Origin of the sequence: Alcaligenes sp. CHO6, assembly GCF_037120595.1 — a bacterium.
Classification (GTDB): domain Bacteria; phylum Pseudomonadota; class Gammaproteobacteria; order Burkholderiales; family Burkholderiaceae_B; genus Alcaligenes; species Alcaligenes ammonioxydans.
This window is the reverse complement of record NZ_JBANCI010000005.1, coordinates 255,887-275,167: the sequence shown is the minus strand read 5'-3', so window position 1 is coordinate 275,167 and position 19,281 is coordinate 255,887. Positions and strand designations below refer to the sequence as shown.

15 protein-coding genes are annotated in these 19,281 nt (G+C 58.1%); 6 read left to right on the top strand and 9 right to left on the bottom strand.

Annotation, left to right across the window (positions count from 1 at the left end; genetic code table 11):
* The 4 genes from V6936_RS16520 to V6936_RS16505 form a co-directional block, all read right to left on the bottom strand.
* Positions 1 to 1,618: S8 family serine peptidase (locus V6936_RS16520; protein WP_336580135.1), on the bottom strand; the 1,618-nt coding region annotated here is incomplete at its 3' end.
* A gap of 408 nt (positions 1,619 to 2,026) precedes the next feature.
* Entirely contained in the window at positions 2,027 to 2,527 is a 501-nt protein-coding gene (locus tag V6936_RS16515; RefSeq protein ID WP_039943404.1) for a pyridoxamine 5'-phosphate oxidase family protein, read from the bottom strand.
* A gap of 309 nt (positions 2,528 to 2,836) precedes the next feature.
* Positions 2,837 to 6,778, bottom strand: a complete 3,942-nt coding sequence (locus V6936_RS16510; protein ID WP_219235172.1) for a DUF3683 domain-containing protein — start codon at positions 6,776 to 6,778, stop codon at positions 2,837 to 2,839.
* A gap of 147 nt (positions 6,779 to 6,925) precedes the next feature.
* On the bottom strand, positions 6,926 to 7,471 hold the full coding sequence (locus tag V6936_RS16505; RefSeq protein WP_003802101.1) for a YqaA family protein: 546 nt from the start codon (positions 7,469 to 7,471) through the stop codon (positions 6,926 to 6,928).
* Between the two features lie 150 nt (positions 7,472 to 7,621).
* On the opposite strand from V6936_RS16505, the gene ilvA reads away from it, so the two are divergent.
* A complete protein-coding gene (gene ilvA / locus V6936_RS16500; RefSeq protein WP_003802099.1) occupies positions 7,622 to 9,130 on the top strand; it encodes a threonine ammonia-lyase, biosynthetic in 1,509 nt (502 codons plus the stop codon).
* 261 nt (positions 9,131 to 9,391) lie between these two features.
* Here the strand turns inward: ilvA and V6936_RS16495 are convergent, their stop codons facing one another.
* The 5 genes from V6936_RS16495 to phoB all read right to left on the bottom strand — a co-directional run bounded on the left by V6936_RS16495 (position 9,392) and on the right by phoB (position 13,628).
* Positions 9,392 to 10,405: a biotin-dependent carboxyltransferase family protein gene (locus V6936_RS16495; RefSeq protein WP_131070943.1), complete on the bottom strand. Its 1,014-nt coding sequence runs from the start codon at positions 10,403 to 10,405 to the stop codon at positions 9,392 to 9,394.
* Positions 10,402 to 11,100, bottom strand: coding sequence for a 5-oxoprolinase subunit PxpB (pxpB, locus tag V6936_RS16490; RefSeq protein ID WP_336580134.1), 699 nt, complete (start codon positions 11,098 to 11,100; stop codon positions 10,402 to 10,404). The genes V6936_RS16495 and pxpB overlap by 4 nt, the downstream gene beginning before the upstream one ends.
* 2 nt (positions 11,101 to 11,102) lie before the next feature.
* Positions 11,103 to 11,534 (bottom strand): VOC family protein, encoded by a 432-nt coding sequence (locus V6936_RS16485; protein ID WP_003802094.1) that lies wholly within the window; start codon positions 11,532 to 11,534, stop codon positions 11,103 to 11,105.
* A gap of 80 nt (positions 11,535 to 11,614) precedes the next feature.
* A complete protein-coding gene (gene phoR / locus V6936_RS16480) occupies positions 11,615 to 12,913 on the bottom strand; it encodes a phosphate regulon sensor histidine kinase PhoR (protein ID WP_059318222.1) in 1,299 nt (432 codons plus the stop codon).
* A gap of 4 nt (positions 12,914 to 12,917) precedes the next feature.
* A complete protein-coding gene (gene phoB / locus V6936_RS16475; RefSeq protein WP_035270329.1) occupies positions 12,918 to 13,628 on the bottom strand; it encodes a phosphate regulon transcriptional regulator PhoB in 711 nt (236 codons plus the stop codon).
* Between the two features lie 263 nt (positions 13,629 to 13,891).
* Here phoB and ubiE point away from each other — a divergent pair, with 263 nt between their 5' ends.
* The 5 genes from ubiE (at position 13,892) to V6936_RS16450 (ending at position 19,280) form a co-directional block, all read left to right on the top strand.
* Positions 13,892 to 14,662 (top strand): bifunctional demethylmenaquinone methyltransferase/2-methoxy-6-polyprenyl-1,4-benzoquinol methylase UbiE, encoded by a 771-nt coding sequence (gene ubiE / locus V6936_RS16470; RefSeq protein ID WP_039943448.1) that lies wholly within the window; start codon positions 13,892 to 13,894, stop codon positions 14,660 to 14,662.
* Positions 14,663 to 14,874: 212 nt separating this feature from the next.
* Entirely contained in the window at positions 14,875 to 15,867 is a 993-nt protein-coding gene (locus V6936_RS16465) for a Tim44 domain-containing protein (protein ID WP_059318223.1), read from the top strand.
* A gap of 180 nt (positions 15,868 to 16,047) precedes the next feature.
* Positions 16,048 to 16,677 (top strand): ubiquinone biosynthesis accessory factor UbiJ, encoded by a 630-nt coding sequence (locus V6936_RS16460; protein ID WP_003802084.1) that lies wholly within the window; start codon positions 16,048 to 16,050, stop codon positions 16,675 to 16,677.
* Positions 16,678 to 16,679: 2 nt separating this feature from the next.
* Positions 16,680 to 18,236 (top strand): ubiquinone biosynthesis regulatory protein kinase UbiB, encoded by a 1,557-nt coding sequence (ubiB, locus tag V6936_RS16455; RefSeq protein WP_059318224.1) that lies wholly within the window; start codon positions 16,680 to 16,682, stop codon positions 18,234 to 18,236.
* Positions 18,237 to 18,410: 174 nt separating this feature from the next.
* A complete protein-coding gene (locus tag V6936_RS16450; protein ID WP_003802080.1) occupies positions 18,411 to 19,280 on the top strand; it encodes a ferritin in 870 nt (289 codons plus the stop codon).
* Position 19,281: the final 1 nt, after the last annotated feature.

The window sequence follows — 19,281 nt, the reverse complement described above, 5'->3', positions numbered from 1 at the left end:
GGCTGTATTTCCCGGTCACGCCCTGTGCTGCGTCCACGAAGGAATAGGCGACGTTTTGACGGAAAGGGCCGCCGGCCAGCTTCAGGGTGCCGTCGATATGGGCGGCCCCCCCGACGACCAGACGATCGTTTGCACCAGCAGGGCCAACCTCCAGTTCATGTATTGAGCCAGCATGGGCGGTGTAATCGCCGCTGACGGTCAGTGTGCCCACCGAGTTGCCGGGGGCCAAGGTGCCGTAGTTATCGACCTGTGCGACCGTACCGGCCCCCCCCAGCGTTCCCTCACGCTCAACGATCACAGCAGAAGCCAGCGTGCCATTGACGGCCAGACGACCACCGCTGACGGTGGTGTCGCCGGTATAGCTGTTATTGCCCGTCAGCTCCAAAGAGCCGGCGCCGCGCTTGTGCAAGCCGCCTGTGCCCTTGATGTCATTGGCGAAAGTCGAGTTGTAGCCCAGCGTATCGACGTCGAACAGGCGGGTAAATTGCGCGGGCCCTTGCACGGCCTTGCCTACATTCATCAGGCCCCAGCCGTACGTGCTGGGGTCGCCCATGTCGGTGGCGGTAGTCAGCAGGGTTTGCTGCAAATGATAAGCGGTGAAATAGGGGAAGGCCTCCTTGACCAAAGCCGCTCCACCCGCGACATGCGGGGCGGCCATGGAGGTGCCGCTAAAAGCGATATAGCCACCCGAGGAATTGACCGAATTGATGCCGGGCTTATCGTCACCCCCCGGGGCGGCCAGACACCACTCGGCAGCAACTCCGCATTTATTGGCGTAGGAAGCCAGGGAGCCATCCTCAGCCAGGGCCGTTACAGCCAGCCAGTTGTCTTTCAGCTCGGGGAACCAATAGGGGGAGCCAGCCAGCAGGTCAGGGTGGTCCTGAGATTCGTTGCCGGTAGCAAATACCATGAGAGAGCCTGCTGCTACGCTGTTGTGAAATGCGTTGATCGCCAGCGGCTGCCAATCCAGTACACCTTCGGGGGAGCCATAATCCACGACATTGCAGGGGGGGGGGGAACTGACATCATTGCAGCCATTGACCCCCAAGCTGCTGTTGATGATAGGCAGCTTGAACTGTGCCAAATAGTTCCAGCCTTGCGAGGCGACGCGATCAAAGGCGGCGGCCGCTTCACGCGGGTCGGGTTCATATGGATCATTGCCAAGCATGTCGTCGTCCTCATCCGTGCCGTCGTAAGCGACGGCAAAAAGCTGACTGTTGAACGCGACACCATGCATGCCAACGCCGTCACGACGTGCGCCGATAATGCCTGCAACGTGGCTGCCGTGACCTGACGGTGGGTCGGAGTCTATGCCTTGGCCGTTGGCGTAGGCGGTATTTGTGTTGAAGTCAAAGCCGCCTGCAATGGCCCCTGCAAACTCAGGGTGCTTGGCCTCAATGCCAGAGTCCAGATAGCCGACAGTGACGCCTTTGCCGGTAAAACCCAGTGAATAGGCTTTGGCGGCATTGACCATATCTAGACCAGACTGGCGCTTATATTCTTTGCTGCGCCATTGTTCCAGTGTGCTGTCAGGCTCAGCATACGCAATGCCGGGCAAAGCCAGGGTCAGCATCGCCATCTGCACCAGAACATAGGTGCTGCGTGTCTTGTTCGACATCTCTTCCTCTCCAGGGGGGTCTTAGACGTGGCGGCAAGTCGTCGTGCATGGGTACCGATCAGTTTTCCGCATTACATTTAACGTCATGGCCGTTGAATCTTATAGCGACTGAATTTACGTTTTGTCATTTTTAGCGTTTGAGAGCGGCAAAAACGTGACACCTTTATCTCTTGGCGAGGCGGGTGCGCGGAGGCTTTACGTAGGAAGAGGGGCGTTTAATCGAGGGGCTGCTCAACTGCTGAGAAAACCAGCGGCTCCGGATTTTATTGCGGTAGCGGCAGCAAAGTGACAACAAATCGGCCTTTTACCCGAAACCCACTAGACTGAATTTGCGGTGGAAAACCGCAGTAAGCGGTCAAGGCACAGGCAATGGAGTAGAGCGGTAGTGCGTATTGATTCAAGGAGGCGTCAGTCCTGACCTGTTGATGATTCTGCCAACAGGGCACGTACCGGTTCAGGCTTCAACGTACGTGCGGCAGCAAAGCCTGCAATATGGCGCACGCGTACCAGATCCAAAGCAAAGAAGTGAAAGTCCGTGAAATGACAGAGAAACTCCATATCGGGGAAGCGTCTTATATAGGCTTTCCGGGCCTGATCAAAATCGGCCTGACCTCGTTCGAGCTGGCGGGCCAGCACCTGAAAGGTGACGCGTGGCAGGTCATGGACGGCATCCTGTCCATGTTCGCTTTGGCTGACCATCAGACTGGCGTCGGGACGTTGCATGAGATAACGGGTGTGGGCCGCCATTTCACTGATGTGAATGATGATGTTGGCTTGCTCGGGGCAGATCGCAAAGGGAACGCGGGAAACCACCGGCAAACCCTGGTTGCTGAGCGTGCCCAGCGAAGCAGTCCGTTCGCTGCGCAGTAGGCGTTGGAGGCTGAGCAACAATGGATCATCCATAGACATAAAAACACCTATTCTGAAAAAGCGTCCATACAGCGTCTTGTGCGGGAGGTGCTGCGAAGGGGATATTAGCTTGAGTGGCCCGACAGAAAAGCCTCCTCATGGCACCGTTGTCGCGTTATCCGTTGCCGGGCACCTTTATCTTGCTAATGGCTCAGCGATCAAGAAAGCCCCATGCTGCTTCTTCGTGTAGCTGCCCACCGAGGAACGCTTTTACCTGGGGGGCTGCCCAGTGCTAAACAATACCGATATGGCATTTACAAAACAGGCCGACATAAAGCCGGCCTGTTTGCGGAATGTGAGGCGCGAGGCTTACACCAGCACGCGCTCGATACCACCGTCGTTGGCACGGCGGACGTAGTCCGCCATCCAGTTCTCACCCAGCATGTGCTTGGCCATTTCCACCACGATGTAATCCGCATCCATCTTGGTTTCGTCCTCGTAACGGGACAAGCCTTGCAGACAGGAAGGACAGGAAGTCAGCACTTTGACTTCGCCCTGGAAACCATCGGCGCGAACAGCATCCTGGTTCTTCTGCAGCTCTTCGTGTTTGCGGAAACGGATCTGCGTGGAGATGTCTGGGCGTGACACCGCCAGCGTGCCGGACTCGCCACAGCAGCGGTCTGCCTTGATGGTGCTATCGCCCACCAGGGATTTGACCGTTTTCATGGGGTCCTGCAGCTTCATGGGACTGTGACAAGGGTCATGGTACATATAGCGTACGCCTTGCACATCTTCCAGTTTCAGTCCTTTTTCCAGCAGAAACTCGTGAATATCGATCAGACGGCAACCGGGGAAAATCTTGTCGAACTCGTAGCCTGCCAACTGGTCGTAACAGGTCCCACAGCTCACCACCACGGTTTTGATGTCCAGGTAGTTCAGGGTGGTGGCCATGCGATGGAACAACACACGGTTGTCGGTGATCATCTTCTCGGCTTTGTCGCTTTGGCCGCTGCCACGCTGCGGGTAGCCACAGCACAGATAGCCTGGAGGCAGCACAGTCTGCACGCCAACATGCCAGAGCATGGCCTGGGTTGCCAGACCGACTTGCGAGAACAAGCGCTCCGAACCACAGCCGGGGAAATAGAACACGGCTTCCGAATCTACCGAGGTGGCTTCGGGATTGCGAATGATAGGGATATAGTCCGAGTTCTCGATGTCCAGCAGTTTACGGGCAGTCTGTTTGGGCAGGCCACCGGGCATCTTGCGGTTGACAAAGTGAATGATCTGCTCGCGAATCGGTGCCTTGCCAATCGTGGCAGGCGGCGCACTGACCTGTTTGCGTGCCGGCGCCGCCAGCAGATTGTGAGCAGCACGCTGCGCCTTGTAGCCCACCTCGATCATGGCGGTACGCGTCGCTTTGATGACGCGCGGATCTTTGGCGTTCAGAAAGAACATGGCCGCGGCCGAGCCCGGATTAAAAGACTTCTTGCCCATGCGGTTCAGCAAGGAACGCATTTCCATGGACACATCGCCAAAGTCGATATCGACCGGACAGGGGTTGTAGCACTTGTGGCACAAGGTGCAGTGGTCGCCCACGTCTTCAAACTCTTCCCAGTGCTTCAGGCTGATCCCGCGGCGTGTCTGCTCTTCGTACAGGAAGGCTTCGATCAACAAAGAGGTGGCCAGAATCTTGTTGCGGGGCGAGTACAGCAGGTTGGCGCGTGGCACATGGGTGGCACAGACCGGTTTGCACTTGCCGCAACGCAAGCAATCCTTGATGGCGTGTGAGATGGAGCCAATCTCGCTGCGTTGCATGATCAGCGATTCGTGGCCCAGCAGGTTGAAGCTGGGGGTCCAGGCGCGGCTCAAGTCCGCACCGGGCATCAGCTTGCCAGCGTTGAAGTGGTTGTTCGGGTCCACTTCGCGCTTGTAGTTCTGGAAAGGTTCCAGCTCTTCTTGAGTCAGGAACTCGTACTTGGTCAGGCCAATACCGTGCTCACCGGAAATCACGCCGTCCAGACCGCGTGCAATTTGCATGATGCGGGCGACGGTGACATTGGCTTGCTGCAGCATGCCGTAGTCATCTGAGTTCACGGGGATGTTGGTGTGTACGTTTCCGTCGCCAGCGTGCATGTGCAGGGCGACAAATACACGGCTTTTGAGCACGCGGTCGTGAATGGCCTGCAGTTCGGCCAGCACCGCAGCACAGTCGGCGCCTGGGAAAATGTGTTCCAGATTCTCGCGAATCTCGCTCTTCCAGGATGTGCGGATGGTGTGGTCTTGTAATAGCTGGAAGATCGAGGTGTCCGGGTCGGCCTGCAAACGGGCGTCGATGGCGGCGCTGTCCAGCGGCACGCCAATCTCGGCCAGCTCGGCCCGCGCGTCTTTCAGGGGCTTGTCCAGGTTGTCCTGCAACCACTGCCAGCGCTGGCGCACGCTGCGTACCACCTGAAGGGCGTCGTGACGACGCTCGTTCAGAATTTCTTCGCGGGTGTGCTCGGCATCGTTGTGGTCCTCGATCTTGCCAACGGGCAGATCGCCTTGCAGGAAATCTTCCAGCTCACGGGTAAGACGCAGCTTGTTGTCCGTGGATAGCTCGATATTGATGCGTTCAATTTCTTCGGTGTACTCGCCCATGCGGCGTAGGGGGATCACCACGTCTTCGTTGATTTTGAAGGCGTTGGTGTGGCGGGCAATGGCAGCAGTACGGGCACGGTCGGCCCAGAACTTCTTGCGTGCTTCGGCACTGACCGCCACAAAACCCTCACCGGAGCGGCCATTGGCCAGACGCACGACTTCCGAGGCGGCCGTTGCCACAGCATCGGGGTCATCGCCCACGATGTCGCCAATCAGAACCATCTTGGGCAGGCCATCGCGCTTGCTCTTGGTGGCATAGCCCACAGCGCGCAGATAGCGTTCGTCCAAGTGCTCCAGACCGGCCAGAATGGCGCCGATACGCTTGCCTTCGCCATTCAGGTAGTCAATGACTTCCACAATGGAGGGCACGGCCTGTTTGGCCTGGCCGAAAAACTCCATACAGACGGTGCGAGTATGCGCCGGCATGCGGTGCAATACCCAGCGCGCCTGTGTGATCAGGCCATCACAGCCTTCTTTCTGGATACCTGGCAAACCGGCCAGGAATTTGTCGGTTACGTCCTTGCCCAGGCCTTCCTTGCGGAAACGGCGGCCTTCAATGTGCAAGGTTTCGCTGCGCAGCAGTTGGGCGCCGGGGGCGTAACGGCCATCAAACCATTTGACTTCAAAGTGGGCCATTTCCACGTCGTGGATCTTGCCCATATTGTGCTCAAGACGGGTCACTTCCAGCCAGTTGCCCTGGGCATCGACCATGCGCCACCAGGCCAGGTTGTCCAGCGCGGTGCCCCACAGTACGGCTTTTTTACCACCCGCGTTCATGGCGATATTGCCGCCGACACAGGAGGCATCGGCAGAGGTGGGATCGACCGCGAAGACGGTACCTGCGGCTTCGGCCGCATCGGCGACACGGCGGGTAACCACGCCGGCGCCGGTCAGAATCGTGGTGACCGGTTCGGACATGCCAGGCAGCGTGATTTGTTCAGGCTTGCCAATGGTGTCCAGCTTTTCGGTGTTGATCACAACCGAGCGCCAGCTCAGTGGAATGGCGCCACCGGTATACCCGGTACCACCTCCGCGCGGGATGATGGTCAGCTTCAGTTCAATACAGGCGCGAACCAGGGCGGCCATTTCGTTTTCGTGATCGGGCGTGAGCACGACAAACGGGTACTCCACACGCCAGTCGGTCGCGTCAGTGACGTGCGAGACACGCGACAGGCCATCAAACTTGATGTTGTCCTTGGCGGTCAGACGCGAGAGTGAACGCACGATCTTCTGGCGCAGTTCGCGGGTATCGGTAAATTCCTGCTCGAACGCAGCGACGGCACCCCGGGCGGCGTGCAACAGGCGCAAAACCTTTGCATCGCGATCGGGCACGGCACTGTCACGACGCTGATCGATCTCGTTCAGACGATGATTCAGGGCTTCGATCAGTTGATGCTGGCGCTTGGGATTGTCCAGCAGATCGTCCTGCAAATAGGGGTTGCGCTTGACGACCCAGATATCACCGAGGACTTCAAACAGCATGCGGGCGGAGCGGCCGGTGCGGCGTTCGGAGCGAAGCTCGGACAGCTTTTCCCAGGCTTCCTCACCCAGCAGTCGCAGGACAATTTCCCGGTCTGAGTACGAGGTGTAGTTGTAGGGGATTTCACGCAGGCGCGGCGTGTCGTTGTTGCGTGCCTGGGCAGCCAGGTGCTTGCTTGCAATGGGGGCGTTCATGGCGATAATTGGCAAGGCCCGTCAAAGGGCGGCTCAACGAGGAGCAGATAGGCAAAAGACAAGTGTATACGAATCGTCGCCGGGCTGCCCCCTTACTACCGGCGGGAAACAGGGTTAATGAGAGGTTTGCGGCGAGTTTGCAGCAATTTACCAACCCAGCTTGGGGAAAATCCACAGCAAACCGGCAGTCATGGTGATATAGCGCCCCAGTTTGCCCACCGCCATGTAAAACACGCTGGGCCAAAAAGGCAGACGCAGCCAGCCGGCTACCGCGCACAAGGGATCGCCCACGACGGGTAGCCAGGACAACAGCAGGGCGGGCGGGCCCATGCGGATCAGCCAGCGCTGCCCCAGCTCATGCCAGCGGCCAGCGGCCTTGTTTCTGGGCTTGGTCTCGTCCTCATCCGTGCTTTGGGGATGTTTCTCGCGCCAGGCCTCATAGGCTTTTTCGGCCGCCAGGCCCGTGGCATAGCTGATGGCGCCACCCGCCGTATTGCCGACTGTTGCCACCAGCACCGCGGGCCAGAACATATCGGGAGCCAGATTGATATACGCGAAGACAGCCGGTTCGGAACCCAGGGGAAGCAGGGTCGCCGAGACCAGACTGACGATGAAAATGGCACTGAGGCCCACTTCCGGTAAAGACAAGGTGTTCAAGAGCCAAGCAATGAGATCAGAAGTCCAGGCTTGCATAAGTAAAGTGGGTGGGTAAGAGAGGAAATAATGGACGCCAGTGAGGGCTTGCGCCTATGGTATTCTGTTTTTCTTTCCCGGTGAGCGGTCTCAGGCAGGGGCCTGCGGCTGGCCTTGGTGGCAAAACCGGTTGTTAAGTAAAGCTGAGTCATGTCGAACGATTACCTAAAGCGCATTCTGACCTCGAAAGTGTACGATGTAGCCATCGAAACACCACTTGAACCCGCTCCTCAGGTATCGGCACGAATTAGTAACACGGTGCTGCTCAAGCGCGAAGACTATCAGCCTGTTTTTAGCTTCAAGCTGCGCGGTGCCTATAACAAGATGGCCAATTTGTCGGCCGCAGAATTGAAGCGGGGCGTATTGGCCGCGTCGGCAGGCAACCATGCCCAAGGGGTGGCCATGGCAGCGCGCAAGCTCGGCTGCCGTGCCGTCATCGTGATGCCCACCACCACCCCGCAAGTAAAGATTGATGGCGTGCGCAACCTGGGTGGAGAAGTGGTGCTGGAGGGCGAGAGCTATTCCGACTCCTATCAGCATGCTCTGGAGCTGCAAAAAAGCGAAGGTTTGACCTTTGTACACCCGTTCGACGATCCCGATGTGATCGCCGGGCAGGGCACGGTGGCCATGGAAATACTGCAGCAGCATTCAGGCCCGATTGAGGCGGTGTTTGTGGCGATTGGCGGGGGTGGGCTGGCGGCTGGTGTTGCTACCTACATCAAGGCCTTGCGCCCTGAAATCAAGGTCATTGGCGTTCAGACCGAAGATTCTTGTGCCATGGTGCGCAGCATCAAGGCGGGTCGCCGCGTGAACCTGGCCGATGTGGGCCTGTTTTCGGATGGTACTGCTGTCAAACAGGTCGGTTCGGAAACGTTCCGTCTGGTGCGTCAGTACGTGGATGATTTTGTCGTCGTGGATACGGACGCGATTTGTGCGGCGATCAAAGATGTATTTCAGGACTCCCGCAGTGTGCTTGAGCCTGCCGGTGCCCTGGCCTTGGCCGGTGCCAAGCGTTACGCAGCCCAGCACAAGCTTAAAAACAAGACCCTGATTGCGGTGACCTCGGGCGCGAACATGAACTTTGACCGCATGCGCATGGTTGCCGACCGCGCCGACGTAGGTCAGGCTCGTGAAGCACTGTTTGCCTTGACGATTCCCGAGGCCAAAGGCAGCTTTCGCCGCCTGTGCGACGCCTTGGGGACCCGTTCGGTCACCGAGTTCAACTACCGCATGTCCGATCCTGAAAAGGCACACGTTTTTGTGGGGATGTCGATTTCTTCGGAAGCAGAAATCGAGAAGCTGGAAGAGCGATTTGTAAAAAAAGGCTTTGGTACCTTGAACCTGACCGGTAACGAACTGGCTAAAACCCATCTGCGACATATGGTGGGTGGTGTATCCAGTCAGGCGACCGACGAGGTCTTGTTGCGTTTCGAGTTTCCGGAGCGCCCCGGCGCGTTGCGTAAATTTCTCTCCAGCATGAATCAGGACTGGAATATCAGTCTGTTTCATTACCGTAACCAGGGTGACGATTACGGTCGTATTTTGATCGGTATCCAGGTTCCTGCTTCGGACAAGAAAGAGTTCAAGGCCTTTTTGGGCAATCTTGGCTACCCGTATTGGGATGAGACCGGCAACCCCGCTTACAAGTTGTTCCTGTAACACGGGCGAGGACTTGAAGGCCTTAGGGCTTGCGGTCAGCAGCATCCGCATAAAAACACCTCACTTTATCAAGTGAGGTGTTTTTTTGTGCTTGAGTTCGAGAGCGGCAGGCCGGGCCGCGATCCAGCAAGGCGCCTTATGTTGTTGCCCGAGGGCTCGTCAGCAAAGAATGGCTCAGGTTGCCGGATAGTCTTGCGTCCCGAGGGCAGAACGAAGGAGAGCAAGCCGCGACAGAGGCTTTGTTGTTGGCCTCTTGCGAAACTAGGCCAGACAGCGTTTCAGGGCCTGCCGCAACGACTCCAGACTTTCATTGAGGCGCGTGAAGGCCTGCTCCTGACGAGCCGCCAGTGCCTGCGCCTGCTCCACGGTCACCACTTCGAAACCCAGGCTCTGACCGGGTACGCGTTGGGCGATCTGGGCCAGGTCTACGCTGGCGACTTGAGCGATGCGGGCATAGCCGCCTGTAGTTTGCCGGTCGGCCATCAGCACAATGGGCTGTCCATCGTTAGGCACTTGAATGGTGCCAAAACACGTGGGGGCGGACAGCAGTTCTTCAGATGACGTACGGCGTAAGGGCTGACCTTCCAGACGGTAGCCCATGCGTTCTGATGCGGGGCTGATGCGATAGTGCTGGCTTTGAAACAAGACCAGCGACTCGTCGGTAAACAGATCCGCTTGATCCAGAATGACGCGCAGGCGCTCCCGTGGGCTCAGGGCCAGGGCGGCGGGCAGGTAGATGCGCAATTCATCCAGCTCGGCCTGAAGACGACTGAGCACCGTTTCGTCCTTGGGGAGTGGCCGGGCCAGCGCAATCTGGTCGCCTTTTTTCAAAGCGCGGCCTTCAAATCCACCCAGGCCTACACGCATATGGGTGCTTTGGCTGCCCAGTATGGGTTCGACCTGAAATCCGCCATGCACCGCCAGGTACGCACGCGCACCGTGGCCGGGTTTAGCGGCTGGCAGGCTTAGCGTTTGTCCGGCGCGCGCCAGCGTCGGGCGTAGCGCAGCGACGGGCTGGCCATCCAGGGTGGCATCCAGGTCTGCGCCCGTCAGGACAAACAAGGCGGGTTCATCAAAACGCAGGCTGGGGCCTTGTACCGTCATTTCCAGACTGGCCAGATCCTGTTCGGGGGTATTGCCTGCCAGCAAATGGGCCAGGCGGTGAGCACGCTCGTCCATCGCGCCGCTGGGCGATACGCCCAGATGCTGGTGTCCATACCGGCCTCGGTCCTGCAGGCTGCTTAGCATGCCCGGCTTGAGGATATGTACCGTCATGCGGGAGTCCAGAGATCAAATTGTTCGTGCGGCAATGGCACAAAGCGCACCTGGTCGCCGGGGGCAAGCAAGGCCGCGGGAGAGCGCCGGGCATCGAACAAGCTGACCGGCGAGCGGCCGATCAAATGCCAGCCTCCGGGAGACTCGTTGGGGTAAATAATGGTCTGCCGGTTGGCAATTGCCACCGAGCCCTTGGGCAGCACGGTGCGCGGCGTAGCACGGCGCGGTACATTCAGCGGTTCAGGCAAGATGCCCATATAGGGAGCACCCGGTGCGAAGCCCACCATAAATACCAGTTGGGGCTGACTGCCGTGCAGCTCAATGACGTGTTCCTGGCTCAGCCCCAACTGCTCGGCAAGGATTGGCAGGTCGGGGCCGAAGGGGCCGCCGTAGCAAACAGGAATATCCACCAATGCGCCGGGGGCGACCTGATCGCTCACGGCATCCAGGTCGACCAGTGCGTGATGGACATAGTCGCGCAAACGGGCGAGCTGGTCCGTGCTGCCATCGGGATAGAAGTGGATGGCCACCGCCGTAAAGCTGGGGACCAGATCACGGACGCAGGCCGGTGCCTGCTCACGCAGCAGACGCGCAGCCCGGGTACAGCGCAGGCCCGTGTCCAACGATAGCTCGCCGCTGAACTGCACGCGCAGACAGCGGTCGCCCTGTTCGCTAAGTTGCCAGGAGGTATGCATCTTTATTTGGCGAAAAGCGAATCCAGATTGTTGAAGGCTTTGAACTCAAGGGCATTGCCCGATGGGTCCATGAAGAACATGGTGGCCTGTTCACCGGGTTCACCTTTAAAGCGGATATACGGTTCGATGACAAACTGGGTGCCGGCGGCGACCAGTTTGTCTGCCAGGGCCTGCCAGGTGGGCATGTCCAGGACGACGCCAAAGTGTCGAACGGGCACATTATGAGCGTCCACCGCGCTGGTGGCGTTGCTGCCACATTCCGACGGGGCCAGGTGTGCCACGATCTGGTGGCCGTAGAAATTGAAGTCGATCCACTGGTCAGAGGACCGGCCTTCGGGACAGCCCAGGGTCTGTCCGTAGAACTGGCGTGCAACGGCCAGGTCATGGACCGGAAAAGCCAGGTGGAAAGGGCGCAGCTCGTTGGTATGGGACATGCTTGGCTCCTGTGCGGCATAAGGCCGGCAACGTGGTCTTCAGAGCCATTTATTGTAGGGCCAATATGGCCCCGTATGTTCTAGCTGTCCTGGAGTCGGACCCGGCTCTTGGGGAAACGCAACATAAACACGCTGCCTACGCCCAGACGGCTTTGAATCTGCAGATCGGCATTATGTCGCACGATAATGTGTTTGGTGATCGCCAGGCCCAGCCCGGTGCCGCCTGTGGAACGGGAGCGGCCCTTGTCCACACGGTAGAAACGTTCAGTCAGGCGGGGAATATCCTGGGCGGCGATGCCGATACCGGTATCCTGAACGCTGTAGCAGGCTTCCCCATTGTCATTCAAATACCAGCGTACGGTGATGGTGCCATCCTTGGGGGTATAGCGCACCGCGTTGGTAATCAAATTGGAGACGGCCGAGCTCAGCTCGGTTTCCATGCCCTGAATGGCAATGCGGGGATCTATGTCCGTGACAAAGCTGTGCTGCCCGCCCGAAATGGCCTCGCCCTGTTTCAAGGCGCTTTCAATCAACTGGCTGACCTGTACGACGTCACCTTCGACGGTGGGGGAAGATTCCAGGGTGGACAAGGTCAGCAGGTCGGACACAATCGACTGCATGTGGCGCGTTTGCTCCAGCATCATTTGCTCGTAGCGCTGACGCTGTTCCAAAGGCAGGCTGTCGGCCGGCATATCCTGCAGCGTTTCCAGAAAACCCAGCAATACCGTCAGGGGGGTGCGCAGCTCATGGGACACATTGGCCACAAAGTCTTTGCGGGTCGTCTCAAGCATTTCAACCTGGGTGACATCGCGAGTCACAATCAGGAACTGGCCCAAACCGTAAGGCGTCAATTGCAATAGCAAAGAGCGCTCCCGCCCATCTTTGTTCAGATGCAGCATCAGGGGGCCATCCCACTGGGGTTGGCGGGCGTAGCGGGAAAACTCGGGCTCGCGCAGGATGTTGAAGATGCTGTGGTGACGGTCTGTGGCCAGATTCAGGCCGATGTGCTCACAGGCGGTTTGGTTGCACCATTGCAGTTCCATATCCCCGTTCAGGGTAATGGCGCCGTCGGGCAGCGCCTCGGCTGCCATCATGATGCCGTCTACGTAACGATTCAGGTCCTGAATTTCCTGGCGGTCGCGGCGCAACTGGCGGTAAATGGGGGCCAGAATGGCATCCCACGGGCCGACTGCGGGAGGGGGCGGGTCGTTCAGGTTGCGAGTCCAGCGTTCAACGCGGGATAACTGCAAGGTGCTGATGACCAGCAGTAGGAGCAGTCCTCCACAAAACAGGGCAAGACCGATCAATGGACCGAGCCACCAGGCGATCAGGCTGCCCAACAGGGCCCAGATAACAATAGACGTAAATATGCTGAACATGGGATCAGGCGGTCGGCGCCTTTTCCAGTGGGGAAAGGGCAAAACGATAGCCTGAGCCACGGATCGTTTCAATATGTTTGTCGTGTCCGCTCGGTTCGAGCGCCTTGCGCAGGCGGCGGATATGCACGTCTACCGTGCGTTCCTCAACAAACACATGGTCGCCCCACACCTGATCCAGCAACTGGGAGCGGGTGAAAACGCGCTCGGTGTGCGTCATGAAAAAGTGCAGCAGGCGAAACTCAGTCGGTCCGATGGTCAGGGCCATGCCTTGGCTGGACAGGCGGTGTGTGCTGGGGTCCAACTGCAGGTTGCCAATGGAGATCACATCGTCGGTCAACTGAGGCGCGCGGCGGCGCAACACGGCCTTGATGCGGGCAATCAGCTCTTTGGGCGAGAAGGGCTTGGTGATGTAATCGTCTGCACCGGCCTCCAGGCCGTCCACCTTGTCCTGCTCCGAGCCTTTGGCGGTCAGCATGATGACGGGAATGTGTCGCGTGCGTTCGTCCGAACGCAATTTGCGGGCCAGATTGATGCCCGAAGAGCCGGGCAACATCCAGTCCACCAGGATCAAGTCTGGCAGCTCGGCACGGATGAGGATCTGGGCTTGCTCAGCATCAAAGGCGCGCAGCACTTTATGGCCGGCAAAAGACAGGTTGACAGAGATCAGCTCCTGGATCGCAGGCTCATCTTCCACGACTAATATGCTTGTACTCATTGTTAGCTTCAGACTGGTCCGATAAAAAATAAAAGAGGGGTCAGGTCGGCGGCCTGTCTGTATCGGGCTTGAGCACGGGAACCTGCCGCAGGGCTCAGGCCGCTCAAGGGCAATACGGGAGGCACTTCAATTCCTGACTGCACGTAATACGGCCATCATATGGCGTTAATGTTTCAGGTTTGTGAATGTGCGCGAAAGGGTGGCTGTCAGCGGGCGGGATTTTCGTTTCTGTACCGGGAAATCTGCGTTACGATTATGCCATTATGGAAAAACAGCGTCCTTCTCACCCCTCCGCCCAGAATGCCGATACGCACTTCGGCTTTCAAACCGTGGCCGAAAGCGAAAAAGCGGGCAAAGTCGCCCAGGTTTTTCATTCGGTGGCTAACAACTACGACATTATGAACGATCTGATGTCGGGCGGCCTGCACCGTATCTGGAAAGCCTTCACCATTGGACGCGCAGCCGTTCGACCGGGAATGAAGGTGCTGGATATTGCGGCGGGAACAGGGGATCTGACCAAGACCTTTGCGCGTCAGGCCGGTGCCGATGGCGAGGTCTGGCACACGGATATCAACAGTTCCATGCTGCGCGTGGGGCGTGATCGTTTGCAGGACAAGGGCATCATTACCCCGGTTGCGGTTTGCGATGCTGAACATCTGCCTTTTCCCGACGGCTATTTTGACCGCGTCTCGGTAGCCTTCGGTTTGCGCAATATGACCCACAAAGACCGTGCGCTGGCCGAAATGAAACGCGTGCTGCGTCCGGGCGGCAAGTTGCTGGTGCTGGAGTTTTCCCGCGTGGCCAAGCCTTTGCAGGCTCCTTATGACTGGTACTCGTTTAACGTGCTGCCCCGTATCGGCAAGCTGGTGGCCAAGGATGAGGAAAGCTATCGCTATCTGGCCGAATCCATTCGCATGCATCCTGACCAGGAAACGCTGGCGGACATGATGCGGGACGTGGGGCTGGAGCGCGTGCAGTATTTCAATCTGACAGCCGGTGTGGCTGCGTTGCATGAAGGCATTCGTCTGGACTGATCCGCTGCGAATTCTGTCTTTCTATCACGGCACCCTTGGGTGCCGTTTGTTTTTTGTCTGTCACACAGGGTAAAAAAAACATGGTGCAGGTGTACGTGTCATGTTAATGTTCAGCTTATCGTAAGTTTTCTTGAATAACCGACTGGGATGGTATGGCCGGGGGCTCAACCCCCTGTGTGTCAAGCGCTTGTCCTGGTCAGGAGTTTGTGACTATGTCTGGACGGCTTTCTCGTTACTTCATGGCCGCTGTGCTGGCTTTTAGCACCGGCGCTTTGCTGACCGTTTCCTACGATGCGGAAGCACGTCGTATGGGTGGTGGCTCCAGTTTTGGCCGCCAGTCTTCCAATATCACCAGTAATCGCTCGGCTGCGACGCCGCCAGCCGCGGCCAATAACACGACTCGCTCGGCGGCTCCTGCTGCTGGCGCTGCTGCTGCCGGTACGGCCGCTGCGGGTACGGCTGCCAAGTCGGGTATGTCCCGCTTCCTGGGCCCGATCGCCGGCATTGCCGCCGGCCTGGGCATTGCCGCCTTGCTCTCCAGCATGGGCTTGGGTGGTGCGTTCCTGGAAATGATGTCCAGCCTCTTGCTGATTGGCCTGGTTATTTTCGCTGTGCTGTTTATCGTGCGCCGTTTGCGTGGTTCGGCGGCTCGTCCTGCCATGCAGCAAGCCGGTGGTCAGTCCATGATGCGTAATGCCGAGCCTGCTCGCAGCCCCTGGCAACAGCCCCAGGCTGCGCCGGCACCGGCTCCTGCCGCTGCCCCTGCTGTACAGCCGGCCGCTGCTGCCGCTGTGCCCGCACCTCCGGTCGATGAGAGCTGGTTTATCCCTGGTGACTTTGATACGCCGACGTTCCTGGCCAATGCCAAGACCCAGTTTGTGGAAATCCAGAAGCTGTGGGACAAGGGCGATGTCGAACAGCTGCGTACATTCTTGACCGATGATCTGCTCAAGGAAGCTGCCCCTCAGATCGCCCAGCGTCAGGGTGAGAACGTGACTGAGGTGGTCCTGCTCAATGCGGAGCTGCTGGGCATTGAAAAAGTGGCCGATGGTCACCTGGCCAGTGTTCGTTACTCCGGCATGTTGCGTGAAGAGGCGGGTGCCGAGGCCTTCCGCTTCGAGGAAGTCTGGAATCTGTTTAAAGCTGACGGCGCCGGCTGGCTGCTGGCAGGCATTCAGCAGATCCCGGTTGACCCCAACGCTTGATCTTTATCGAAACAAACAGCCGCCTTCTTGTTCAGGCGGCTGTTCTGTTATGAGCGCTCTCGTTTCTCTGTGATCCCATCTGCCCGTGTTCCTTTAGTCTCGTGCATCCGGCCGTGTGTCTGTCGGGTTAAACTGGCTGTTTTAATTGGACTGGTTTACTCGCCCCGGCAGTAGACTTGCATGGACATGCTTGGTATCCCTTCATTCCTAGAACCTAGCGCCGTGGGCGTGCGTTTGCTCAATGCCTTGCTTGATCGCGAGGACTGGGCGCGCGATCGTTTGCAGGCGCATGCAGGTAAAACCGTCTCGCTGATTGTGGGCCGTTTACAACTGGTCTACACCATCACTTCCCAGGGCAAGCTGGAGCAGGGCCACCCCGCTGTGGTTCCTGATGTGACCTTGACCCTGCCTCAGGACAAGCTGCCGGAGCTGCCACAAATTTTGCAGGATGGCGATTTCAGCCGGGTGGCGCAACTGATGCATGTGCAAGGTGAGGCCGGTCTGGCTAATCTGGTATCTGATCTGGCGGCCAATCTGCGCTGGGATGCGGAACATGATCTGGCCAAGATAGTGGGCGATGTCATGGCGGTGCGTCTGTTCAGTGGCGCGCGACGGGCTGTTTCCGGGCTGCGGGATTTGGGGCAGCGTCTGGCCGGCAATGCCACCGAGTACCTGACCGAGGAAAGTGCCTTGCTGGTCACCCGTCCCGAACTGGATCGGATGCGCGGGCAGGCGTCCAGTTTGGTCCAGCGTCTGAACGAGCTGGACCAGCGCTTGAGTCGTCTTGATGCACGTCGGCGGGAGTCCTGAATATGTTCTCCTTGTGCCGTCTGCTGAGCATCCTGCTGGTTGTATTCCGTTTTCGTCTGGACGAGCTGGTGCTCTCCAGTATCCGCCATCCCTGGGCGTCCCGCCTGTTGCGCGTTGTGCGTCTGGGCCGCAAGCCCAAGCTGCCGCGCGGTGTGCGTTTGCGCCTGGCTTTGGAAAGTCTGGGCCCCATCTTTGTGAAGTTCGGTCAGGTGCTCTCTACGCGCCGGGATCTGATTCCGATGGATATCGCCGAACAGTTGGCCATGCTTCAGGATCGTGTGCCGCCTTTTCCTTCCGACGTGGCGGAGGCGACGATTCAGAAAGCGTTGGGTGCCTCGCCTTACGATCTGTTCCAGGAGTTTGATCGCACGCCCGTCGCCTCGGCCTCGATCGCCCAGGTTCACTTTGCCACCCTTCACAATGGCCGCGAGGTCGCTGTGAAGGTGCTGCGTCCGGGCATGCGTGAGGTCATTCACAAAGATCTGCGCCTGATGCGGGTTCTGGCCGCGTTCATGGAACGTCTGGGACCGGATGCCCGTCGTCTGAAGCCGCGTGAGGTGGTCGCCGAGTTCGACAAGTATCTGAACGACGAGCTGGACCTGATTCGTGAAGCCTCCAATTGCAGTCAGCTGCGCCGCAATTTCACCAAGGATGTCGAGCGCACCCAGTTGCTGATCGTGCCTGAAGTGCATTGGGATTACTGCGCATCCACCGTGTTCACCATGGATCGCATGAAGGGTATCCCCGTCAATCAGATTGATCGTTTGCGTGCGGCCAACGTGGACTTGAAAGATCTGGCCCGCAAAGGGGTGGAGATTTTTTTCACCCAGGTGTTTACCGACGGCTTTTTCCATGCTGACATGCACCCTGGCAATATTTATGTGTCGGATGCCCCTGAGACGCTGGGCCGTTACATTGCCCTGGATTTTGGCATCGTGGGCTCCTTGTCCGAGTTCGACAAAAACTACCTGGCACAGAATTTTCTGGCTTTTTTCCGGCGCGACTACCGCCGGGTAGCCCAACTGCATATTGAGTCTGGTTGGGTGCCGCCAGAAACCCGCGAGGAAGAGCTGGAAGGCTCGGTACGCGCGGTGTGTGAACCGTATTTTGATCGGCCTTTGTCCGAGATCTCGCTGGGGCAAGTGCTCTTGCGTCTATTTCAGACCTCGCGCCGGTTTAATGTGGAAATTCAGCCGCAGCTGGTGCTGCTGCAGAAAACTCTCCTGAATGTGGAGGGGATGGGGCGGGACCTGGATCCGGAACTGGATCTGTGGGATACCGCCAAACCTTATCTGGAAAAGTGGATGTACCAGCGTATTGGTCCATCGGGCTTTTACTCGCGTTTGAAACAGGAAGCCGGGCAGTGGGCCCAGATCATGCCGCAGCTTCCGCGTCTGGTTTATTCCAGCCTGAATAGACCAGAGACAGGGCAGGCGTTGAACCAGGAACTTAAGCTGCTGCGTCAGTCGCAGCAGCAGACCAACCGATTGTTGACCGCCTTATGTGCTGTATTGGCGGTGGCGGTCGGGGTGGCCATCTGGGCTTTGGTGGGGCGTTAAGTGTGACGACCCCGCAGCGTGTCAGTTTTTTTGTGGCTGACATATTTCTGATAACTGCAGGTTCTACGATAGACGCAGGTCCGCCAGCGTATTGCTAAGCTGGCGCTTTCCGGCGCCTTCCGGACGGTAAATGGCCGCCCTCAAGGAACCGCTTGATTCTTTTTAGGAATCGTTATGCTTTACCATGACTTATTTAAATCCATGGAAGCGGTGCGCTGGAATTTTGCGCATGACATACCATGGGATGATTTTGACGGCAGCAAGCTGAGCGACGAGCAGGCTTACACCATCAAAATGAACGCCATTACCGAGTGGGCTGCCTTGCCGGCAACCGAGATGTTCCTGCGTGACAATAAAGATGACAGCGATTTTTGCGCCTTTATGTCCGTATGGTTCTTCGAGGAGCAGAAACACTCACTGGTTCTGATCGAATACCTGCGCCGTTTCCGCCCCGAGCTGATGCCTACCGAAGAAGAGTTGCATAAAGTGCGCTTTGATTTTGATCCGGCTCCCGCCATGGAAACCCTGATGCTGCACTTTTGCGGCGAGGTTCGCCTGAACCACTGGTACCGTCGTGCCGCAGACTGGCACACCGAACCTGTCATCAAGGCCATTTACAAGATCGTGGCCCAGGATGAGGCCCGTCATGCCGGTGCGTACCTGCGCTATATGAAGCGTGCCCTGGTACACAAGGGCCAGGAGTTCGGTCTGCAAGCCCGACTGGCCTTCTCCAAGATTGGAGTGCTGATGGCGTCGGCGCATCGCACGGCCCAGGCATTGCATCCCACCAACTTGCACGTCAACAAGGCCATGTTCCCGGAAGATACCGTGCAGTCCAAGCTGCCTTCACCCGGCTGGCTGGAAAACTGGCTGGATACGCAGATTCGTTTTGACAAGGAATGGGAGCATAAAGTCAGCTCGCGTATCCTGCACAATATGTCCCTTTTGATGGGCAGCTCGTTTGAAACCGTTCAGGAATTGAACCGTTACCGTAAGGAACTGGCTCGTCAGGTTGGATCGGACTCGTCCCTGGTGCAGGCTTGAT

Bases quoted from the DNA above. Each gene is read 5' to 3' on its own strand.
- V6936_RS16450 (WP_003802080.1), top strand. From the start codon at position 18,411: ATGCTTTACCATGACTTATTTAAATCCATGGAAGCGGTGCGCTGGAAT.
- ubiE (WP_039943448.1), top strand. From the start codon at position 13,892: ATGGAAAAACAGCGTCCTTCTCACCCCTCCGCCCAGAATGCCGATACG.
- V6936_RS16505 (WP_003802101.1), bottom strand. From the start codon at position 7,471: ATGCAAGCCTGGACTTCTGATCTCATTGCTTGGCTCTTGAACACCTTG.
- V6936_RS16465 (WP_059318223.1), top strand. From the start codon at position 14,875: ATGTCTGGACGGCTTTCTCGTTACTTCATGGCCGCTGTGCTGGCTTTT.
- V6936_RS16510 (WP_219235172.1), bottom strand. From the start codon at position 6,778: ATGAACGCCCCCATTGCAAGCAAGCACCTGGCTGCCCAGGCACGCAAC.
- V6936_RS16495 (WP_131070943.1), bottom strand. From the start codon at position 10,405: ATGACGGTACATATCCTCAAGCCGGGCATGCTAAGCAGCCTGCAGGAC.
- V6936_RS16460 (WP_003802084.1), top strand. From the start codon at position 16,048: ATGGACATGCTTGGTATCCCTTCATTCCTAGAACCTAGCGCCGTGGGC.
- phoR (WP_059318222.1), bottom strand. From the start codon at position 12,913: ATGTTCAGCATATTTACGTCTATTGTTATCTGGGCCCTGTTGGGCAGC.
- V6936_RS16515 (WP_039943404.1), bottom strand. From the start codon at position 2,527: ATGTCTATGGATGATCCATTGTTGCTCAGCCTCCAACGCCTACTGCGC.
- V6936_RS16485 (WP_003802094.1), bottom strand. From the start codon at position 11,534: ATGTCCCATACCAACGAGCTGCGCCCTTTCCACCTGGCTTTTCCGGTC.
- ilvA (WP_003802099.1), top strand. From the start codon at position 7,622: ATGTCGAACGATTACCTAAAGCGCATTCTGACCTCGAAAGTGTACGAT.
- pxpB (WP_336580134.1), bottom strand. From the start codon at position 11,100: ATGCATACCTCCTGGCAACTTAGCGAACAGGGCGACCGCTGTCTGCGC.
- ubiB (WP_059318224.1), top strand. From the start codon at position 16,680: ATGTTCTCCTTGTGCCGTCTGCTGAGCATCCTGCTGGTTGTATTCCGT.
- phoB (WP_035270329.1), bottom strand. From the start codon at position 13,628: ATGAGTACAAGCATATTAGTCGTGGAAGATGAGCCTGCGATCCAGGAG.